The sequence below is a fragment of the Flavobacterium luteolum genome, from assembly GCF_027111275.1.
GTDB lineage: Bacteria > Bacteroidota > Bacteroidia > Flavobacteriales > Flavobacteriaceae > Flavobacterium > Flavobacterium luteolum.
On the sequence record NZ_CP114286.1, the window covers coordinates 4,278,731 to 4,299,265 of the forward strand.

Sequence of the window (20,535 nt, forward strand, 5' to 3'; positions counted from 1 at the left end):
CTAATTAATTAAACTAAATAAGTATCGTTATGAAACTATATATAAAATCATTAGAAACATATTTTATATTAATATGTTCTTTTATTACGGTTTGCGCTTCGGCACAGCAAGATCCCGAATATACACAGTATATGTATAACACTATGGCGGTAAATCCAGCGTATGCTGGATCTACCGGAACCATAGAAGCAGCACTTTTATATCGTTCTCAATGGGTAGGAATGCCTGGTGCACCAGAAACACAATCATTCTCCATTCATTCTCCTCTTAGAAATGAAAAACTTGGATTGGGTTTAAGCATTGTTAATGATAAAATTGGACCTTCCAACGAACTATATCTTGATGGAAACTTTTCTTATTCATTGCCTCTTGGTTATGAAAAAAGATTGGCTTTTGGTATTAAAGCAGGAACAAGAATGCTAAACATCGATTGGTCTAAAGGAAGATATTATGATAATGATGATGTTTTATTAAATCAGAATATTAACAATCAGATGAAATTAGCTGTAGGAGCAGGGATTTACTATTATACAGATAAATGGTATGTAGGATTTTCGATTCCAAGTTTTATTCAGAATGATTACTATGACGATGTTCGTGAATCTATTGATTATGATCGTATGCATTACTATTTAATGGGAGGTTATGTTTTTGATTTGAATCCAAATTTGAAATTTAAACCAGCATTTTTAGTAAAAGCAGTAAGCGGAGCTCCACTTACCGCAGATATATCGGCAAATTTCATGATTCAGGAAAAGTTTGTTATAGGGGGAGCATATCGAACAGATGATTCGGTAAGTATACTGGCAGGTTTTCAAATAGCACCAAGTTTCTTTCTTGGATATGCTTTTGATTACACTGTAAGCCAATTGAACAAATACAATGATGGTTCACACGAATTCATCTTGCGTTATCAATTTGTGCAAAAACAAAGTAAAATTAAATCTCCTCGATTCTTCTAAAAATAAAACTTATGAGAAAACTATATATCCTATGTTTAATTTTGAGCGTTACGTTTAGTTTCGCTCAAAAAACTAATTTGAAGAAAGCTGATGCTTTATTTAGAAGCTTTTCTTATTTGGATGCTTCCAAAGCTTATGAAGAATGTTTACAAAACATAAAAGATCCGTCAGCGCAGACTTTGAAGAATGCGGCAGATTCCTACTATTTTATTTCCGATTCTAGAAATGCACTTAAATGGTACAGAAAATTATATGAAGTGCAAGGAAATAATCTGACTGATATTTACTATTTGCGTTACATTCAATCTATGAAAGCAGTTATGGATTATGATGAAGCAGATAAAATAACAAAAGAATATTTAGATAAAAAAGGTGATAAAGCAGAGATTAACCGATATGTTGCCCAAAAGAAATATATGGACAGCGTAGCAAAGGCAAAACCTCTATATACCATTAAAAATTTAGATATTAATACGAGTAAATCAGACTTCGGAGCTACATTTTTTAGAGACAATGTAGTATTTACATCGGCTCGTGATACCACAAAGTTTAGCGAAAAATTGTATACTTGGAACAACCAGCCTTTTCTTAATCTGTATATTGCAGAAAGAAATCCAGCAGATGGAAGTTTATTTAACGAAACAGTTTTTCTGCCGAATATAATGACAAAATATCATGAAGCTACGGCAAGTTTTGATAATCAGGGAAAAACAATTTATTATTCAACCAATATTGTAAAGAAAAACAAATTGGTTGTTGATGAAGCGAGAGTCAATAATTTTCAGATTGTTAAAGGCTCGATCGTTAATAATAAATTAGAAAATCCAGAGAAAGTATTTTTTGATAGTGATGATTATTCCGTAGGGCATCCTGCATTAAGTGAAGACGGAAGACTGCTTTTCTTTGCTTCAGATATGCCTGGAGGGCAAGGTGAAACCGATCTTTATATGGTAAAAATTGCGGCGGATGGGACTATGAGTTCGCCTCAGAATTTAGGGCCAAATATCAATACAATTGGTAATGAAGTTTTTCCATTCTTCCAAAACGGAGTTTTGTACTTTTCTTCTGACGGACATTATGGCTGGGGAGATCTGGATTTATACGAAAGTAAGCTTCAGGCAGACGGAACTTTTTCAGTGCCAAAAAACCTTGGAGCGCCTATCAACAGCAATAAAGACGATTTTTCTTTTATAATTGACAAAACAGATGCTTATGGCTATTTTTCTTCAAATCGAGCAGGAGGAAAAGGTGATGATGATATCTATTCTTTTGTAAAAGGAAAACCAATTTGTAACCAAAGTATATCTGGAATGGCTATCGATCATAAAACCAAAAAGCCTTTGACCGATGTTACCATAATGGCGTACAACTCTTTTAGCGAAGTTTTAGGTGAAACCAAAACAAATTTCGACGGTAAGTATGCCATTGAAGTTCCTTGTAACAAAGTAATCAAAATGATTGCAGCAAAACCGAATTACAGTAGTGATGACAAAACTGTAGAAACAACAGAGCAAAATGGTGGCGAAATAAAAGATGTAAACTTTGAATTAAGCAATTACGACGATTTGGTTGTGAAAAAACAAGGAGTAGAAAAAGTAGATGTTAACCCAATTTATTTTGACTACGACAAATTCGATATTACTCCAAAAGCTGTAGAAGAATTAGCTAAGGTTGTATTTATAATGCAGAAATTTCCAAACATCAGAATCAAAATTGAATCTCACACAGATTCACGCGGAAAAGATGCATATAATTTAAAACTTTCAGACAATAGAGCAAAATCGACACGAGATTATATCCTTTCGCAAGGCATAGATGCTTCTCGAATTGAAAGTGCCATTGGGTATGGAGAGACTCGTTTAATTAATAAATGTAAAAATGGTGTAAAATGTACCGAAGAAGAACATTTGTTAAATAGACGTTCAGACTTTATCATTATTCAAAAATAATTTTATATTTTCGCTGTAAACTATTGATTTTCAGTTTAAAATACAAAACGTCGAAACCATTTGGAAGTTGGTTTTTTTAATTCTTTTTTAAGAATAATGGACAAGGAGAGAATCAGACTGCATGAATTTGCAGTCTGATTTTTGATTTTCTAAAACTTTAATTTTTTCTGCATTTGAACAAAAATAAATTCTAATTTTGATATTCAGTTTTTCATCACAATAATCTGCAATATTTTACTATTTATGAGCATTCAAGAGACCATTCAAACATTACGAAATGAACTTAATCAGCACAACTATAATTATTATGTGCTAGACAATGCCACAATTTCAGATTACGATTTTGATATTAAACTGAAAGAACTTCAGGATTTAGAAAACAAGCATCCAGAATTTTTTGACGAAAACTCACCAACGCAAAGAGTAGGCGGAACTGTAACCAAAAACTTTAAAACAGTTGCGCATCAATACAGAATGTATTCTTTGGATAATTCTTATTCTAAAGAAGATCTTTTAGATTGGGAAAACCGTATTCAGAAAGTTTTAGGAAATGTTAGTTTGCAGTATACTTGTGAATTAAAATATGATGGAGCTTCAATAAGCATTACATACGAAAACGGAAAATTAGTTCAGGCATTAACTCGCGGAGATGGTTTTCAGGGAGATGAGGTAACAACCAATATTAAAACGATAAAATCAGTTCCTTTGCATTTAAAAGGAAATTATCCAGATAAGTTTGATATTCGAGGAGAAATTATTCTTCCATTTGCTGGTTTTGAAAAGATGAACCAGGAATTAATCGAAATTGGAGAAACTCCATATTCAAATCCAAGAAATACGGCTTCAGGAAGTTTAAAACTACAAGATAGCGCTGAGGTTGCTAAGCGTCCGCTTGAGTGTTTGCTTTATTTTGTAACAGGAAACAACCTGCCTTTTAAAACACAATTTGAAGGATTAGAACTAGCTAGAAGCTGGGGCTTTAAAGTGCCAAAAGAAGCAAAATTAGTCAATAGCATGCAAGAAGTTTTTGACTTCATTGACTATTGGGATGTTCACCGTCATAATCTTCCATATGAAACAGATGGTGTGGTTATCAAAGTGAATAGCATTCAGCATCAGGAAGAATTAGGCTATACTGCAAAATCTCCACGCTGGGCAATTGCTTACAAATTCAAATCAGAACAGGTTTCAACCAAATTAAAATCAATTTCGTATCAAGTAGGAAGAACCGGAGCAATAACGCCAGTTGCCAATTTAGAACCTGTTCAGCTAGCTGGAACTATTGTAAAAAGAGCTTCTCTTCACAATGCCGATCAGATTGAAAAATTAGATATCAGAATAAATGATACCGTTTTTGTTGAAAAAGGAGGAGAGATTATACCAAAAATTATTGCGGTTGATTTAGACAAGCGTCCAGAAGATTCAGAAAAAACACATTATATTACGCATTGTCCTGAATGTCAAACGGAATTGATTAGAAACGAAGGAGAAGCGAATCATTATTGTCCTAATTTTTACGGATGTCCTCCGCAGATTATTGGAAGAATCCAGCATTACATTTCAAGAAAAGCGATGGATATCGAAGGACTTGGAGGAGAAACTGTTGCTTTATTGTTTAAAAATGGATTAGTGCACAATTATGCTGATTTATATGAGTTGAAAGTAGAAGATATTCTGCATTTAGAAAGAATGGCTCAGAAATCGGCGGAAAACTTGGTAAATGGAGTTCAGAAATCAAAAGAAATTCCGTTTGAAAGCGTTTTGTTTGCACTTGGAATTCGTTTTGTTGGAGAAACTGTGGCTAAAAAACTAGCAAAACATTATAAAAATATCGATGCTTTGAGTCAGGCTTCGTTGATGGATTTGGTTTTAGTAGATGAAATTGGAGAAAGAATTGCTAAAAGTGTTATCGAATTCTTTGAAAATGAAGAGAACAAAAAAATTATAGAACGTTTAAAAAGTTATGGAATTCAATTTGAAATTGAAGAAAAAGTAAACCCAAATGCTACTGATAAATTTGTTGGAAAAACTTTTGTGGTTTCTGGCGTTTTTAGTCAATTTTCTAGAGACGAACTAAAGAAAGCCATCGAAGATAACGGAGGAAAAGTAGGAAGCTCAATTTCTGCAAAAACAGATTTTGTAGTGGCGGGAGATAATATGGGACCAGCAAAACTGGAAAAAGCAACAAAATTAAATATCACCATATTGTCTGAAGAAGATTTTATAAACAAATTGAATGAAGCCTAATAAACCATCATTAATTTTGTTCTTTCTGGCATTGTTCTGTACTATCATTTTTGATTGGACAGGACAGGATTTTTTTGCGACATATGCAAAAGCAATTGTTCTTCCTGCGATTTTTATTTATTATCTAATCAGCAGTGAGTTCGAAATAAAAAAAACAGAAGGTTTAATTTTTTTCTTCTGTTTTGTTGGTCAGGTTTATGACTTGATGGATATTGAAAGCTCTGAAATAGGAGGAGTACTGAGTTTTCTGATTGTTTATGTTTTAATCGTGACCATATTTATTCGGGAACACGAGAGAATAAAATTAACCAAAAGGGATATTTTGCCTATTTCTATCGTAGTTGTTTTTATTGTCTACTTGTTAATCTCTGTTTTAAGTTTACAGCTTGACAGCATGAGAAAATTTATTATGCTTTATACTGTATACGGAATTGTTTTGAGCGTACTGAGTTATTTTTGCTTTGTTAGTTACATTACAAAAGGAACACACATGGCCTTGCTGATGTCGCTAATGGCAATAAGCTATATTTTCTCTGATATCTTTTATATTTTTAATGAGTATTTCTCGTACTCGGTTGTTTTAGTCCTAATACGAGATACAACTCAAATTCTAGCTTATTTCTTTATGGTAGAGTACTTTTTAGAAAAAGCTAGAATTCAAAGAAAGACTATACAACAATAGTTGCGCTTTGGTTGGTGTGAGCTTTGTCTTTATCAAAATAGAAATCGATACGGCCTAAATTAATTCCGTAGCATCCCACTTGATTTACCAGCACATCTTTTCCTGCCTTATTCTTTACGATTGTAGGTTTGTCTAAGAAAGTATGTGTGTGGCCTCCAATGATAAGATCAATATCCTGAGTTTGTGCAGCAAATGTCAAATCACTTATTTTACTTGGCTCGTCTTTATATTTGTAACCTAAATGCGAAAGACAAATTACCAAATCACATTTTTGTTCTTGTTTTAAAAGTTTTGTCATATCCTGAGCAACTTCAACAGGATTGTTATAAACTGTTTCAAGGTATAATTTTTTATCTACTAAACCTTGAAGTTCAATTCCAACACCAAAAACACCAACTTTAATTCCATTCTTATTAAAGATTTTGTACGGTTTAACATGTCCGTCCATAACCGTGTTTTTAAAATCGTAGTTAGAGTTGATAAAGTCAAAAGTTGCATGCGGAAGCTGAGCGTATAATCCGTCAAGACCATTGTCAAAATCATGATTTCCAATTGTTGAAGCATCATATTTCATCATGCTCATCAATTTAAATTCCAATTCACCTCCATAATAATTAAAATAAGGCGTTCCTTGGAAAATATCTCCAGCATCCAATAAAAGAACATTTGGGTTCTCTTTACGGATAGCTTCAATTAATGTTGCACGGCGAGAAACGCCTCCTTTATTAGGATTACGCGGATCATCAGCAGGAAAAGGATCAATGTGGCTATGCACATCATTAGTATGTAGAATTGTTAGATGCTTAATATCGTTACTTTCAAAACTGCTCAAAGACAATCCTAAACTTAATAGGGCAGTACTCGCTGCTGTTTTTTCGATAAACTCTCTTCTTTTCATTTTATATATTTTTTGCAGAAATGCTATACTTGTTTTTTTGTAATTTTTATTCTTCGGTAATTCTGATATTTTTAGGAGCAACCACTGTGTCTACTTCTTTAAAATAATCAATCAGTACATCTCTTAGTTTGTAATTTAAATCAAACTTTTGAGTGCTTTTTGCAAAGAAAGTCATGCTGTCTCCTCCATTTGCCAAATAATCGTTTGTAGCAACGTAATACGTTTTGTTTAGATCAAGCGGTTTGCCTTGTACTATGATATCTTTTGCTTTATTATCTTTTGTAATAGTAAAAGTCATTCCAGACAATGGCTGAGGTTTTTTCTCCTTAATAATGTAAGCCGCAATTTCTAAGATCTGATCGCCCTTTAAAGCTAAAACAACCAAACTGTTTTCAAAAGGCATAATTTCAAAAGCCGTTCTTGTTGTAACATTTCCTTTTGGCAAAATAGCACGAATACCGCCATGATTTAAAAGACATATATCTATGTTTTTCTTTTCACGAGCGTTAAAAACAATGTTTCCTCTCTGCACGCAAACATCTGCCATTAGGCTTCCAATGCCAGTTTGCCACTTTCCAGTGCTTTTGTCAAGAGTTTCAGGGCAATAAGCCAATACATTATCTAAATCCTTATTAATGTGATCTCGATAAGGTTTAATAAAATTTTCAATTTCAGGAGTTTCCCCAGTCTTTTCGGTAACAGGAAGTTGTTTTCCTTCAATTTTAGATAAATTGTAGTTTTTCGTACTACAAGAAGAGATTGAAAAAAGTGTTAAGAATATAACAAAAAGTTTTAAAAATCCGTTATACTTTTTTAGTTTTACCATTTTAAATGCAACTTAAATAATTAATTTTGTAATCTAGTAAAAGTACTATGTTTTTAAATTATATAAAGGAATTTTTTGTAAAAAAATCATTAAATGTTAATTTAAATAATGAAAAAAGCGGAGTATTAGCTAAAAACGGTCAAACAATTGGTTTATTGATAGATGAGAGCACTTTTGAAAATTCAGAAGCACTAATTAGGGAGTTAACGCTCCACGGAATTGCTTTAGAAAATATAAAAGTTCTTGCCTACAGAGAAAAATTTAAGGAAAAAGAAACCTATTTTCGTCCAACTTTTGGTAAAAAACACATCAATTGGAAAGGTGAAATTATAGAAGGTTATTTGAATGAATTTGTAAATTCAGAATTTGATCTTTTGCTGAGTTATTACGATGTTGAAAATGTCTTTTTAATGTTTATCACAAACAAGTCAAAAGCTAAATTTAAAATCGGATTTTCTGCTGTAGATCAAAATTTAAATCGTTTGATGATTAATACAGAATTAGGGAGCTATAAACTATTCGTTTCAGAATTGTTTAGGTATTTAAAAAATATAAAATAAATTATAATAATTAATATGCAATCATTGATAGGTACTGGTGTTGCACTTGTGACGCCATTTAAAAAAGATTTTTCAGTTGACATTGAAGCTTTACAGAGAGTTGTAAACTTTTCTATAGATGGTGGAGTGGAGTATCTTGTTGTAATGGGAACAACAGCAGAAAATGCAACCCTTACAGCAGAAGAGAAAGAATTGGTTATAAAGACTGTAATCGATGTGAATAAAGGAAGATTGCCTCTAGTTTTAGGAGTTGGAGGTAATAATACTATGCAGATTGTAGAAGAGTTGAAAACAAGAGATTTTTCTGCTTTTGAAGCGATATTGTCTGTTTCACCTTATTATAATAAACCAACTCAGGAAGGAATTTATCAGCACTTTAAAGCAATTGCTGAAGCTTCTCCAGTTCCAGTAATCCTATATAATGTTCCAGGAAGAACGGCAAGTAATATGCTTCCTTCAACAGTGGTGCGTTTGGCTAATGATTTTAAAAATGTCGTAGCTATTAAAGAAGCTGCTGGAGATATGGCTCAGGCTATGCAGATTATTAAAAATGCTCCAAAAGATTTCTTAGTGATTTCTGGAGATGATATGTTGGCATTGCCGATCGTTTTAGCAGGAGGAGCAGGCGTTATTTCGGTAATCGGACAAGGTTTTCCTAAAGAATTTTCAGAAATGATTCGTTTAGGATTGAATAAAAAAGCAGCGGACGCTTACAAAACACATTACTTTTTGTCAGACAGTATTGATATGATTTTTGAGCAAGGAAATCCAGCTGGAATCAAACAAATCTTCCAAGCCCTTGGAATTGCTGAGAATACTGTTCGTCTACCATTGGTTTCTGTTGATGAATCTCTTGCAACAAGACTAAATGACTTTGTAAAAAACAGCATTAAATAATTGTTAAAGTGTTAGTATTTTAAGATACTAAAAAATTATTTTGCAGTAGCTAAATTAATAACTAAATTTGCCACCGAAACTTCGGTGCGATTTCACTTTGGCATAATTAATTGTCTGAGATTGTAATAACAGTAAGAAAATGAAAAAAATACTATCGCTATTAATTGTTGTGACTCTTTTTTATTCTTGTGGAGAATATCAAAAAGCATTGAAAAATGAAGATGTTGCAGCAAAATTTGAAATGGCAACAAAAATGTATGATGCCGGTAAATACACAAAAGCGATTCGTCTTTTTGAGCAATTAGCAACTTCTTACCGAGGAAAACCTCAGGCAGAAAAGCTGTTTTATATGTTTTCGCAATCGTATTATAAAACAAAACAATACTATTTAGCTGGCTATCAGTTCGAAGCGTTTGTTTCAGGTTATCCGCGAAGTGAAAAAGTGCAGGAAGCTGCTTTCTTAGGAGCTTATAGCTATTCTAAGTTGTCGCCAGTTTACAGTTTAGACCAAGCAGATACTGTAAAAGCATTAGAAAAATTGCAGGCTTTTATTGATAATTATCCAAATTCAGAATACATCCCTCAGGCAAATGAGGCTGTACAAAAGCTGAATGGTAAATTAGAGAAAAAGGCATACGAAAACGCTAAAGGATATAATACCATTTCAGATTATAAATCGGCATTAATTGCTTTTGATAATTTTATCGCTGATTTTCCTGGAACACCTTTAAAAGAAGATGCATTGTTTTATAAATATGATTCAGCATATCAATTGGCAATTAACAGTATTCCTTCAAAAATGGAAGAACGTTTACATGTTGCACAAGCGGCTTATGCGAATTTGATGAAATTTAAAAGCGATACAAAGTATAAAGAAAAGGCAGACGAGATGAATGCTAGAGTTGAAACAGATTTACAAAAATTTACTAAATAAAATAAAGTCATGGATTTAAAAAAGACGAATGCTCCTGTAAACACAATAACTTACAATAAAACAGTTATTGAAGAGCCAACAGGAAATGTGTATGAGGCAATTACCATTATGGCTAAAAGAGCAAATCAAATTAATTCAGAGATTAAAAAAGAATTGACTGAAAAATTAGAAGAATTTGCTACTTACAATGATAGTCTAGAGGAAGTTTTTGAAAATAAAGAACAAATTGAAGTTTCTAAATTTTACGAAAAATTACCAAAACCACACGCTTTAGCTGTTCAAGAATGGTTAGACGGTAAAACTTACCACAGAAGTTCAAACAAATAATAGTACAATGTCAGTTTTAAACGGGAAAAAGATTTTACTGGGTGTTTCCGGTGGAATTGCAGCCTATAAAACAGCCACTTTAGTACGACTTTTTATAAAAGCAGGTGCACATGTCCAAGTGATCATGACACCTGCTTCTAAGGATTTTGTAACCCCACTTACATTATCAACCTTATCAAAAAATCCAGTACATTCAAGTTTCTTTAATCAAGATGATGAAGATCAAGTTTGGAACAATCACGTTGAATTAGGGCTTTGGGCCGATTTAATGTTGGTTGCGCCTGCGACTGCCAATACTTTATCTAAAATGGCAACGGGAAACTGTGATAATCTTTTAATTGCGGCCTATTTATCGGCAAAATGTCCAGTCTATTTTGCGCCTGCAATGGACTTGGATATGTATAAACACCCTTCGACTTTATCGAGTTTTGCTGCGTTAAAGCAGTATGGAAATATTATGATTCCTGCTGAAAGTGGAGAATTGGCAAGTGGTTTGTCCGGAGAAGGCCGAATGGCTGAACCTGAGAATATTGTTGCTTTTCTAGAAGCTGATTTGGAGAGTAAACTGCCTTTGAAAGGAAAAAAGATACTAGTTACGGCTGGTCCGACATACGAAGCGATAGACCCTGTGCGTTTTATTGGAAATCATTCTTCGGGAAAAATGGGGTTTGATATTGCTAATGAAGCGGCAAGCTTAGGAGCAGAAGTGTTTTTAATTGCAGGTCCGACTCATTTTAAGGCTAAAAATAGTTTGATAAAAGTGGTTGATGTGGTTTCGGCTCAAGAAATGTACGATGCCTGTCATCTGTATTTTAATGAAGTTGATGCAGCAATCGCAGCTGCAGCTGTAGCAGATTATAGACCTAAATTTGTTGCAGATCAGAAGATTAAGAAAAATACAGAAGAGTTTTCGATCGAACTGGAAAAGACAAAAGATATATTGTCTTCTTTGGGTGCTATCAAAAAAAATCAGTTTTTAATTGGTTTTGCATTAGAGACTGAAAATGAAATTGAAAATGCTAAGTTGAAAATTCAGAAAAAAAACTTAGATTTGATTGTTTTAAATTCCTTACAAGATAAAGGTGCCGGTTTTAAAAAAGATACCAATAAAGTAACTTTTATTGATAAAAATTTTGAAATAGAACCAATGGAATTGAAATCAAAAGAATCTGTAGCGGCTGATATTTTGAATAAAGTTATTCTGCATTTTTCAAAATCATAAATTTAGAATATACGCCGAAAACATAAATTGGAAACGATTTGTGTTTTATAAAATTAAATATCTAGACGATTATGAATAAAATAGTTACACTATTAGTATTTTTAAGCTTTGGTTTTGTACAAGCTCAACAGCTAAATTGTACAGTAACTATTAATACAGAACGGCTAACAAATCCAAATAATCAGGTTTTTAAAACGCTTCAAACTTCTTTGTCTGAATTTGTAAATAAAACAGACTGGACGGGATCTGTTTTAAAACAAAACGAAAGAATAAACTGTTCGATGTATATTACTTTATCATCAAATAGTTCAGATCAATTCACAGGAACCATTCAGGTTCAATCTTCCAGATTGATTTTTAATTCGACTTATTCTTCTCCTGTTTTAAATTACAATGATAAAGATTTTAATTTCAGATATACAGAATACGAGCCATTGTTGTTTAACCCAAATACCTACGACTCAAATTTAGTTTCTGTTGTATCTTTTTACTGTTATCTAATTTTAGGTATGGACGCCGATACTTTTCAAATGGGCGCAGGAAATCCATACCTTCAAACGGCTCAAAATATTGCAAATGTTGCGCAGCAAGGTGGGTTTAAAGGTTGGAATCAATCTGATGGACTTCAAAATCGTTATTATTTGATTAATGATATGATTGCCCCAACTTATAGCGATTTACGTCAGACAACCTATGCTTATCATACTGGTTTGGATGCTATGACCATGGATCAAAAAGCGGCAAAAGAGAAAATAAAAAATGCTTTGCTGTTAATTGGAAAATTAAATTCGGTGAAGCCAAATGCTTTTATTACCCGAGTTTTCTTTGATGCAAAATCAGACGAAATTGTTTCTATTTTTTCTGGCGGACCAAGTATTCCAATTACAGATTTAACAGATGTCTTAAATAAGGTTTCTCCATTAAACTCTACTAAATGGTCACAGATTAAATATTAATCTCGTTTTTATAACCCACTTAAAACTCTTTAACTCTCATTTTTACAAAATTGCCCTATGATTACATCGCTGTCAATTAAAAATTATGCTCTTATTGAAAAACTAGCCATTGATTTTTCTAAAGGTTTTTCTATAATTACAGGTGAGACAGGTGCAGGAAAGTCAATCATTTTAGGAGCTATTGGTCTTGTTCTGGGCAAAAGGGCGGACCTTACTTCACTAAAAAATAAAGAAGAAAAATGTGTTATTGAAGCACAGTTTGAAATTGGAAAATATAATCTGAAAGACTTTTTTGAAGCTAATGATTTAGATTATGAAGACGAAACGATTATTAGACGTGAAATTTTACCTTCTGGTAAATCTCGTGCTTTTATAAATGACAGTCCCGTAAATCTTCAGGAATTGCAAGATTTAAGCTTGTACTTAATTGATATTCATTCGCAGCAACAAACACAAGAATTGTCAGATGAGAATGTGCAGTTTAAAATTATTGACGCTATTGCTAATAATGCAGAAATAATTGCCGAATATCAAAAAATATTAAAATCTTATAAAGCTGATAAAGCGAAGTTAAATGCGTTGCTTAAAAAGCAGAGTGATGCAGGTAAGGAGCAGGAATATCATACATTTTTGCTGAATGAATTGGTTTCGGCGCAATTAAAATCTGGTGAACAAGAAGAATTAGAAGAGGACTACGAAAAATTGAATAATGTTGAGATTATTAAAGAATCTCTAGATAAATCATTGTCAATTGCAAATGAAGAGCAGTTTGGTGTTTTTCATAATTTGAATGAAATTAAAAATGCATTGCAAAAAGTAGCTCCGTTTTCATCAGAATATCAAAATTTATTCGAGAGAATTACAAGCTTAACGATAGAATTTGATGATGTTTCTAAAGAATTGCAAAATTGCTCTGAAAAATTGTTAAATGATCCAGTGCAGCTGGAGCTAATAAATCAAAAATTACAATTGATTTATAATTTACAGAAAAAGCACCAAGCAAGTTCTGTAGATGAACTTCTTCAGATTCAATCAGATTTGGGTAATTCTTTATTAGAGTTGGGTAATATGGATGAGGAAATTGCTTCTTTGTCTAATATTATAGAAGAAAAAGCAACTGAGTTGGATAATTTCGCATTAAAAATCCATGAAAATAGAGTAAATGCGATTCCGAGATTATCAGAACAGCTAATTTCAATTTTAGAAACATTAGGAATGCCAAATGCTCGTTTTAATATGGAATTATTACCTTCTGAAACGTATTTTCAAAACGGAAAAGACGAACTGCAATTCTTGTTTTCTGCAAATAAAGGAACCGATTTTGGCCTGCTGAAAAAAGTAGCTTCAGGAGGAGAGATGTCTCGTATTATGCTGGCTGTAAAAGCCATTTTGGCTAAATACTCTAAATTGCCAACATTAATTTTTGACGAAATTGATACAGGAGTTTCTGGAGAAATTGCAATCAGAATGGGTGAAATCATGAAAGAAATGAGCAATACAATGCAGATTTTTGCCATCACACATTTACCTCAAATTGCGGCAAAAGGAGATTCTCATTTTAAAGTTTCTAAAGCAACAATTGGCGACGATACACAATCTGAGTTAAAACTTTTGTCTCATAACGAAAGAGTTACCGAAATAGCTCAAATGTTATCGGGTGCAAACATCTCTGATTCGGCATTAAATCATGCAAAAGAATTATTAAATTAAATAATTAAATTATATTTGCCACTAACCAAATTAGTATAAACAGGAGGAAATATGATTAAAAAAATACATGTTTTATTTTTTCTTTGCCTATTTGTTAGCAAGATTAGCGCGCAGGATCAGATTTCAAATGAAGTAGCTGTGGCTAATAATGGGGAAGTTAAATCTTATATAGCAAAAGATTTTCCAGAAGGCGTTTACAGAACCTATGAAGATTTTATAGAAAAGAACGCAATCAACATGGGAGATGGCATAATAAGAAAAACAGTAGTTGGTTATAAAACTCTTGATAGAACATTTCTTTCAGATCAAGTTTTTTTTGCTTGGACAAGAACTGATGTGAAAATTACTGATTTTTTTGCCATTAGTTATAATGGCAGTCTTTACATACAGCAAAAATATTTTCATAAATTTTCTGTAAAAGAAGATAAAAACCAAGATGGAGATAATCCGAATTCTTATCATAGAGTTATGAATGATGGGAAGTTTTTCTATCTAGAAGGATTGTTTGCAAATTCTTGGTCAAAAGCGTTTGCTTATGGTAGTGGAGGAGCAGTTGGAGGGACAATAGGCGCAAACTTGAATAGGTTGAAAGGTGTTGTTTTTGATGTGGATAAAAAAGAAACTAATTTTATTAGAAATTGCGAAGATTTGAATTTTTTAATCGAGAAATACAACGGCAATAAAATTGAATGTAAAGAAAAAGATGTTGATATTTTGACGGTACGTGAAAACATTCAGAAAATTATAAAATAGTTTTAGAAGCTCTTTTTGAAAAAAAAACAAATTAAAATAGAAAAAAATAAAGAATATGATTATAGAACCTAGAATGAGAGGATTTATTTGTTTGACTGCCCATCCAACGGGAGCTGAACAAAATGTAAAAAATCAAATCGAGTACGTAAAATCTAAAGGAGAAATCGCTGGTGCTAAAAAAGTTTTAGTAATTGGTGCTTCTACAGGTTTCGGATTAGCTTCAAGAATTACTAGTGCTTTTGGTTCTGGTGCATCTACAATTGGTGTATTTTTTGAAAAGCCACCAGTTGAAGGAAAAACAGCTTCTCCAGGATGGTATAATTCTGCAGCATTCGAAAAAGAGGCTCATAAAGCAGGTTTATATGCAAAAAGTATCAATGGAGATGCATTTTCAAACGAAATTAAAAGAGAAACTCTTGATTTAATCAAAGCAGATTTAGGACAAGTAGATCTTATAATTTATAGTTTAGCTTCTCCAGTAAGAACTAATCCAAATACAGGTGTTACACACCGTTCAGTTTTAAAACCGATCGGACAAACATTTACAAATAAAACAGTCGATTTTCACACAGGAAAAGTTTCAGATGTTTCAATCGCTCCTGCGAATGAGGAAGATATTGAAAATACAGTTGCTGTTATGGGTGGAGAAGACTGGGCAATGTGGATTGATGCTTTGAAAGCTGAAAATTTATTAGCTGAAGGTGCTACAACAGTTGCTTATTCTTATATTGGACCATCATTAACAGAAGCAGTTTACCGTAAAGGAACTATCGGTCGTGCAAAAGATCATTTAGAAGCTACAGCGTTTACTATTTCAGATTCTTTAGAATCTATTGGTGGAAAAGCTTATGTTTCTGTAAATAAAGCTTTAGTTACTCAAGCAAGTTCTGCAATTCCAGTAATTCCATTATATATTTCTCTTTTATATAAAATTATGAAAGAAGAAGGAATTCATGAAGGTTGTATTGAGCAAATCCAGCGTTTATTCCAAGACAGATTATACAATGGTTCTGAAGTTCCTGTTGATGAAAAAGGAAGAATCAGAATTGATGATTGGGAAATGCGTGAAGATGTTCAGGAAAAAGTGGCTAAATTGTGGCTGGAAGCTACGACAGAAACATTACCTGAAATTGGAGATTTAGCTGGATATAGAAGTGATTTCTTAAATTTATTCGGATTTGAAGTGCCTGGTGTTGATTACAACGCAGATACAAACGAAGTTGTTGAGATTGAAAGTATCAAATAACATATTTTACTACTAGTAAACGAAAAACCATCAGCCAAAAGCTGATGGTTTTTTTGTTAATATACCATATCTTTGTTAAAATTTTGAAACAATAAAAATATACCCTTTAATAACGCGCATTCTGCTATGATTTTTTCTTTAATTATACCCGTGTATAATCGTCCAGATGAAGTTGATGAGCTTTTAGAAAGTCTCTCAAAATCTGATTATAATGAAGCTTTTGAAATTGTTCTTGTCGAAGATGGATCTTCAATTCCATGTCGAGATGTGGTGATGAATTATCAAGGAAAATTAAATATATCATATTACTTCAAAGAGAATTCTGGTCCAGGCGATTCTAGAAATTTCGGGATGCAGAGAGCCAGAGGTGATTATTTTATCATTTTTGATTCAGATTGTATTATTCCTTCACAATATTTGACAGAAGTTCGTAAAGAATTAGATGCAAATTATGTGGATTGTTTCGGAGGGCCAGATAAAGCGCTTGATAGTTTTTCTGATATTCAAAAAGCTATCAATTTTGCTATGACTTCATTTCTCACAACAGGAGGAATTAGAGGTGGCTCTGAGAAAATTAACAAGTTTCAGCCTCGCAGCTTTAACATGGGAATTTCTAAAAAAGCTTTTGAAGCTTCAAAAGGTTTTGGGAACATTCATCCAGGTGAAGATCCAGATTTATCTATTCGTTTATGGAATCTCGGATTTGAAACTAGGCTGTTTAAAGAGGCTTATGTATACCATAAAAGAAGAATTGACTGGGAAAAATTCTCCATTCAGGTTAATAAATTTGGTATTGCAAGACCAATTTTAAACAGTTGGTATCCAGAACACAATAAGCTTACTTTTTTCTTTCCGACTCTTTTTATACTCGGATTATTATTAGCTTTTTTATTGTTAATTTTCAATATCGATATTTTATTACAATTATATTTCGTATATTTCGTTATAATTTTTCTTACAGCTAGTATTCAAAACAAAAGTATCAAAATTGGATATCTATCTGTAATAGCAGTGTGGAAACAATTTTATGGTTACGGAACTGGATTTTTAAAGTCATATGTAAAAGTGATTTTATTAAAAAAGAAACCGCAGGAAGCTTTTCCACGTATGTTTTTTAAATTATAAGAATGACAAAAGTTATTGGTCTTACAGGAGGAATTGGCAGCGGTAAAACCACTGTAGCAAACTATTTTGAAGAAATGGGTGTTCCTGTTTATATTGCTGATGACGGTGCAAAAAGAGTACTGCAGTCAAAAAATATCCTTGAAGAAGTAAAATCTACTTTTGGTGGCAACATTTTTGATGGTGAAGTTTTAAATCGTGCCAAATTAGCACAGGTTGTTTTTAATGATAAAGAGCAATTGGCAAAATTAAATGCTATTGTTCATCCAGCTGTAAAACTGGATTTTGAAGTTTGGTTGAAAAAGCATGAAGATTATGATTATGTGATTTACGAAGCGGCTATTCTATTTGAAAGTGGCCGTTACAAAGAATGCGACGTAATTATAACCGTTACAGCTCCAGAAGAGGTGAGAATTGAACGAGTTATAAAACGAGATAAAACCACAAGAGAACAAGTTTTAAGTAGAATGAAAATGCAGTGGGATGATGAAAAACGAATTTCTAAGAGCAATTTCGTGATTAATAACAATAATCTTAAAAATGCTAAAGAAGAAGTTGTTAAAATTCTTAAAATTTTAAATATAAAACAAAAACAGTCTTAAATGTTAATATTTGGTTAATGTATTATTTAGTATATTGTTAAAATATTAATTTTGTTTCGATGAATAAATTATTTTTTAGAATACTTGTTTTATTGATGAGTCTGTCCTTAATAGGGATAATTCTGGTACAAGTGTTTTGGTTCAATTCTTCGTTCAAAAATAATGAAGAGCAGTTTAAATACCACGTTACTCAAGTAATTGGAAATGTTGCAGATAAGCTGGAACAACAAGAAGAGTACAGTTTCTACGACAAATACAACCGTATTAAAGATAGTACGGGTAAAATTCCAAAAAAAGAAGATTTGTTGCAAGTATTTTATGTTCAAAGAAATACTAAAACAAACAAAACAATTGTTTATTCGAATACATTGACATCTGAGGATTATGATATTAATGGTTCGGTTTTTAACAAAAAATTCAGCAGCGAGCGTTTTAAAAATTTTAGTTCAAGAAGAGTAACTGAAGTTTATAATAATAACAATGGAATTGATAATAATAGCTTAGGACAAAGTATTATTCCTGATCTTAAAATTGAAAAATCAGGAAGTTTAGATATATTAAATAAAGTTCAACAGCAAATTCAATATAAAGACATCGCTTCTTTGACTCCAATAGAAGGTAGGATTACAAAAGATAAGCTGAGTAAATTATTGAAGAAAGAACTTGAAGAATATGGTGTAAAAACCAAATTTGAATTCGGAATATACAGCAGTGGCAATCCAACAAAAATAAAATCTGACGGATTTCATTACGATAAAGAAGCTACTTATAGCATTCCGATTTATACAGATAATGAAGGAAATAGCAAATATGAACTCTCGGTTACTTTTCCTCATAAAAAGAAGTTCTTATTGTCCGAATTATTAAGTATTACTATTTTATCGATAGTTTTTACTTTGATTATAATTGTAGCTTATACGAGTGCATTAAATCAACTGTTGCGTCAGAAACATATTTCTGAAATTAAAACAGATTTCATTAATAACATGACGCACGAGTTTAAAACTCCGATTGCTACAATAAACTTAGCTTTAGATGCTATTAGAAGTCCTAAGGTTATTGAAGATAAAGAAAAAGTTTATCGTTATCTTCAAATGATTCGGGATGAAAATAAAAGAATGCACGCTCAGGTTGAAAATGTATTGCGTATTTCTAAATTAGAAAAAAGAGAGCTTGATATTACAAAAGAACCTACAGTAGTTACAGATATAATAGATGATGCAATTGAGCACGTTAATCTAATTTTAGAAGACAGACAAGGAACTGTCGAAAAACATTACAATGCTGCCAGAACAACAGTTTTAATTAACGAAGTTCATTTTACAAACGTACTGGTTAATATTTTAGAAAATGCAATAAAATATTCTCCAGATACTCCAAAGATTGAGATTTTTACAGAAAATGTGAAAGACATGATTCTGATAAAAGTAAAAGATCATGGACTAGGAATGAGTAAGATAGCTCAAAAACGAGTTTTTGAGAAGTTTTATAGAGAACATACCGGAGATCTTCATAATGTAAAAGGGCATGGTTTAGGATTGGCTTATGTAAAAAGAATAGTAGAGGATCACAATGGTCAAGTATATGTAGAAAGCGAAAAAGGAAAAGGTAGCACCTTTATAATAAAAATACCATTAATAAATTAAAATATGGAAAATACTAACAAAAGAATACTTTTAGTAGAAGATGACCTAAATTTTGGGGCGGTTCTTAAAGATTATCTAATGTTAAATGACTTTGAAGTTACTTTAGCTAAAAACGGTATGGAAGGTTTCGAGAAATTCAAGAAAGATGTATATGATTTATGCATTTTGGATGTAATGATGCCTTATAAAGATGGTTACACTTTGGCCAAAGAAATTAGAGAGAAGAACAGTGAAGTGCCAATTATCTTTTTAACAGCAAAATCTATGAAAGAGGATGTATTAAAAGGTTACAAAGCTGGTGCTGATGACTATTTAAATAAACCTTTTGATTCTGAAGTTCTTTTAATGAAAATTAAAGCAATTATTCAAAGAAAATCAGCAGATACAAAAGCAGAACAAGTACAGTTTGAGTTTAATATTGGTAAATTCCACTTAAATTCAAAATTAAGATTCTTGACTTTCCAAGATGAAGAACCAATAAAATTATCTCCAAAAGAGAATGAATTGCTTAAAATGTTAATTCTTCATGAAAATGATTTAATGCCAAGAGAATTAGCTTTAACTAAAATCTGGAGAGATGACAATTACTTCACATCAAGAAGTATGGACGTTTACATCGCTAAATTGAGAAAATACTTAAAAGCTGATGAAGATGTTGAAATCTTGAACATTCACGGTGAAGGTTTCAGATTAGTTGTAAAAAGCAAAGTTTCTGAATAATTGAATTCACTAAAAAAATATAAGCTCTGAGAAATCAGGGCTTTTTTTTGCTACAAAATGAAGTGTTTTTTAATTAGTCTAATATTTTGATTACTAAAGTGATATGTTGATTTTGATCATTAAGTTGTTTCTAGTTTAAAATTGTTTTAAAGAATTTTCTTTAAAATAATTTGGAAAATCAAAAAACAATTCTGAATATTTGCACACGAAAAAAATAATAACCCTTTAAAACGAAGAAAAAATGTTTGTACTTACATCGACATCACAAAGCTTCAC

The 20,535-nt window shown here is 32.0% G+C and carries 19 protein-coding genes; 17 read left to right on the plus strand and 2 right to left on the minus strand.

Annotated elements, in window-relative coordinates; genetic code table 11:
- Nucleotides 1–29: 29 nt before the first annotated feature.
- The 4 genes from OZP10_RS18400 to OZP10_RS18415 all read left to right on the plus strand — a co-directional run bounded on the left by OZP10_RS18400 (nucleotide 30) and on the right by OZP10_RS18415 (nucleotide 5,840).
- Entirely contained in the window at nucleotides 30–962 is a 933-nt protein-coding gene (locus OZP10_RS18400; protein WP_281632165.1) for a PorP/SprF family type IX secretion system membrane protein, read from the plus strand.
- A gap of 11 nt (nucleotides 963–973) precedes the next feature.
- Entirely contained in the window at nucleotides 974–2,911 is a 1,938-nt protein-coding gene (locus OZP10_RS18405) for an OmpA family protein (RefSeq protein WP_281632166.1), read from the plus strand.
- A gap of 243 nt (nucleotides 2,912–3,154) precedes the next feature.
- Nucleotides 3,155–5,158 (plus strand): NAD-dependent DNA ligase LigA, encoded by a 2,004-nt coding sequence (ligA, locus tag OZP10_RS18410; RefSeq protein ID WP_281632167.1) that lies wholly within the window; start codon nucleotides 3,155–3,157, stop codon nucleotides 5,156–5,158.
- Nucleotides 5,148–5,840 carry a hypothetical protein gene (locus OZP10_RS18415; RefSeq protein ID WP_281632168.1) on the plus strand — a complete coding sequence of 231 codons (693 nt, stop codon included), beginning with the start codon at nucleotides 5,148–5,150 and terminating at the stop codon, nucleotides 5,838–5,840. Before ligA ends, OZP10_RS18415 begins: the two co-directional genes overlap by 11 nt.
- Here the strand turns inward: OZP10_RS18415 and OZP10_RS18420 are convergent.
- On the minus strand, nucleotides 5,827–6,738 hold the full coding sequence (locus OZP10_RS18420) for a bifunctional metallophosphatase/5'-nucleotidase (protein WP_177210013.1): 912 nt from the start codon (nucleotides 6,736–6,738) through the stop codon (nucleotides 5,827–5,829). The genes OZP10_RS18415 and OZP10_RS18420 overlap by 14 nt on opposite strands.
- Before the next feature lie 46 nt (nucleotides 6,739–6,784).
- The gene (locus OZP10_RS18425; protein WP_281632169.1) at nucleotides 6,785–7,564 is read right to left on the minus strand and encodes a 5'-nucleotidase C-terminal domain-containing protein; all 780 of its coding nucleotides are present in this window, start codon (nucleotides 7,562–7,564) and stop codon (nucleotides 6,785–6,787) included.
- Between the two features lie 47 nt (nucleotides 7,565–7,611).
- Between OZP10_RS18425 and OZP10_RS18430 the strand changes: the two genes are divergently transcribed.
- The 13 genes from OZP10_RS18430 (at nucleotide 7,612) to OZP10_RS18490 (ending at nucleotide 20,259) form a co-directional block, all read left to right on the plus strand.
- Nucleotides 7,612–8,124: a DUF6913 domain-containing protein gene (locus tag OZP10_RS18430; protein ID WP_281632170.1), complete on the plus strand. Its 513-nt coding sequence runs from the start codon at nucleotides 7,612–7,614 to the stop codon at nucleotides 8,122–8,124.
- A gap of 15 nt (nucleotides 8,125–8,139) precedes the next feature.
- Nucleotides 8,140–9,021 carry a 4-hydroxy-tetrahydrodipicolinate synthase gene (gene dapA, locus OZP10_RS18435; protein ID WP_281632171.1) on the plus strand — a complete coding sequence of 294 codons (882 nt, stop codon included), beginning with the start codon at nucleotides 8,140–8,142 and terminating at the stop codon, nucleotides 9,019–9,021.
- A 139-nt stretch (nucleotides 9,022–9,160) separates the two neighbouring features.
- Entirely contained in the window at nucleotides 9,161–9,955 is a 795-nt protein-coding gene (locus OZP10_RS18440; protein ID WP_281632172.1) for an outer membrane protein assembly factor BamD, read from the plus strand.
- 9 nt (nucleotides 9,956–9,964) lie between these two features.
- A complete protein-coding gene (locus OZP10_RS18445; protein WP_008463064.1) occupies nucleotides 9,965–10,282 on the plus strand; it encodes a DNA-directed RNA polymerase subunit omega in 318 nt (105 codons plus the stop codon).
- A 7-nt stretch (nucleotides 10,283–10,289) separates the two neighbouring features.
- Nucleotides 10,290–11,504 (plus strand): bifunctional phosphopantothenoylcysteine decarboxylase/phosphopantothenate--cysteine ligase CoaBC, encoded by a 1,215-nt coding sequence (gene coaBC / locus OZP10_RS18450; RefSeq protein WP_281632173.1) that lies wholly within the window; start codon nucleotides 10,290–10,292, stop codon nucleotides 11,502–11,504.
- 71 nt (nucleotides 11,505–11,575) lie between these two features.
- Complete coding sequence (gene porD / locus OZP10_RS18455; RefSeq protein WP_281632174.1) at nucleotides 11,576–12,460, plus strand: type IX secretion system protein PorD; 885 nt, start codon at nucleotides 11,576–11,578, stop codon at nucleotides 12,458–12,460.
- Between the two features lie 57 nt (nucleotides 12,461–12,517).
- The gene (gene recN / locus OZP10_RS18460; RefSeq protein WP_281632175.1) at nucleotides 12,518–14,170 is read left to right on the plus strand and encodes a DNA repair protein RecN; all 1,653 of its coding nucleotides are present in this window, start codon (nucleotides 12,518–12,520) and stop codon (nucleotides 14,168–14,170) included.
- Between the two features lie 51 nt (nucleotides 14,171–14,221).
- The gene (locus OZP10_RS18465) at nucleotides 14,222–14,923 is read left to right on the plus strand and encodes a hypothetical protein (RefSeq protein WP_281632176.1); all 702 of its coding nucleotides are present in this window, start codon (nucleotides 14,222–14,224) and stop codon (nucleotides 14,921–14,923) included.
- Between the two features lie 55 nt (nucleotides 14,924–14,978).
- A complete protein-coding gene (gene fabV, locus OZP10_RS18470) occupies nucleotides 14,979–16,169 on the plus strand; it encodes an enoyl-ACP reductase FabV (RefSeq protein WP_177210004.1) in 1,191 nt (396 codons plus the stop codon).
- 126 nt (nucleotides 16,170–16,295) lie between these two features.
- The gene (locus OZP10_RS18475; protein WP_177210003.1) at nucleotides 16,296–17,294 is read left to right on the plus strand and encodes a glycosyltransferase family 2 protein; all 999 of its coding nucleotides are present in this window, start codon (nucleotides 16,296–16,298) and stop codon (nucleotides 17,292–17,294) included.
- A gap of 2 nt (nucleotides 17,295–17,296) precedes the next feature.
- The gene (gene coaE / locus OZP10_RS18480) at nucleotides 17,297–17,893 is read left to right on the plus strand and encodes a dephospho-CoA kinase (RefSeq protein ID WP_281632177.1); all 597 of its coding nucleotides are present in this window, start codon (nucleotides 17,297–17,299) and stop codon (nucleotides 17,891–17,893) included.
- A gap of 59 nt (nucleotides 17,894–17,952) precedes the next feature.
- Nucleotides 17,953–19,539 (plus strand): sensor histidine kinase, encoded by a 1,587-nt coding sequence (locus OZP10_RS18485; protein ID WP_281632178.1) that lies wholly within the window; start codon nucleotides 17,953–17,955, stop codon nucleotides 19,537–19,539.
- A 3-nt stretch (nucleotides 19,540–19,542) separates the two neighbouring features.
- Nucleotides 19,543–20,259 carry a response regulator transcription factor gene (locus OZP10_RS18490; RefSeq protein WP_008463080.1) on the plus strand — a complete coding sequence of 239 codons (717 nt, stop codon included), beginning with the start codon at nucleotides 19,543–19,545 and terminating at the stop codon, nucleotides 20,257–20,259.
- The last annotated feature ends 276 nt before the right edge of the window (nucleotides 20,260–20,535 follow it).

Bases quoted from the DNA above. Each gene is read 5' to 3' on its own strand.
- OZP10_RS18400 (WP_281632165.1), top strand. From the start codon at position 30: ATGAAACTATATATAAAATCATTAGAAACATATTTTATATTAATATGT.
- OZP10_RS18405 (WP_281632166.1), top strand. From the start codon at position 974: ATGAGAAAACTATATATCCTATGTTTAATTTTGAGCGTTACGTTTAGT.
- ligA (WP_281632167.1), top strand. From the start codon at position 3,155: ATGAGCATTCAAGAGACCATTCAAACATTACGAAATGAACTTAATCAG.
- OZP10_RS18415 (WP_281632168.1), top strand. From the start codon at position 5,148: ATGAAGCCTAATAAACCATCATTAATTTTGTTCTTTCTGGCATTGTTC.
- OZP10_RS18420 (WP_177210013.1), bottom strand. From the start codon at position 6,738: ATGAAAAGAAGAGAGTTTATCGAAAAAACAGCAGCGAGTACTGCCCTA.
- OZP10_RS18425 (WP_281632169.1), bottom strand. From the start codon at position 7,564: ATGGTAAAACTAAAAAAGTATAACGGATTTTTAAAACTTTTTGTTATA.
- OZP10_RS18430 (WP_281632170.1), top strand. From the start codon at position 7,612: ATGTTTTTAAATTATATAAAGGAATTTTTTGTAAAAAAATCATTAAAT.
- dapA (WP_281632171.1), top strand. From the start codon at position 8,140: ATGCAATCATTGATAGGTACTGGTGTTGCACTTGTGACGCCATTTAAA.
- OZP10_RS18440 (WP_281632172.1), top strand. From the start codon at position 9,161: ATGAAAAAAATACTATCGCTATTAATTGTTGTGACTCTTTTTTATTCT.
- OZP10_RS18445 (WP_008463064.1), top strand. From the start codon at position 9,965: ATGGATTTAAAAAAGACGAATGCTCCTGTAAACACAATAACTTACAAT.
- coaBC (WP_281632173.1), top strand. From the start codon at position 10,290: ATGTCAGTTTTAAACGGGAAAAAGATTTTACTGGGTGTTTCCGGTGGA.
- porD (WP_281632174.1), top strand. From the start codon at position 11,576: ATGAATAAAATAGTTACACTATTAGTATTTTTAAGCTTTGGTTTTGTA.
- recN (WP_281632175.1), top strand. From the start codon at position 12,518: ATGATTACATCGCTGTCAATTAAAAATTATGCTCTTATTGAAAAACTA.
- OZP10_RS18465 (WP_281632176.1), top strand. From the start codon at position 14,222: ATGATTAAAAAAATACATGTTTTATTTTTTCTTTGCCTATTTGTTAGC.
- fabV (WP_177210004.1), top strand. From the start codon at position 14,979: ATGATTATAGAACCTAGAATGAGAGGATTTATTTGTTTGACTGCCCAT.
- OZP10_RS18475 (WP_177210003.1), top strand. From the start codon at position 16,296: ATGATTTTTTCTTTAATTATACCCGTGTATAATCGTCCAGATGAAGTT.
- coaE (WP_281632177.1), top strand. From the start codon at position 17,297: ATGACAAAAGTTATTGGTCTTACAGGAGGAATTGGCAGCGGTAAAACC.
- OZP10_RS18485 (WP_281632178.1), top strand. From the start codon at position 17,953: ATGAATAAATTATTTTTTAGAATACTTGTTTTATTGATGAGTCTGTCC.
- OZP10_RS18490 (WP_008463080.1), top strand. From the start codon at position 19,543: ATGGAAAATACTAACAAAAGAATACTTTTAGTAGAAGATGACCTAAAT.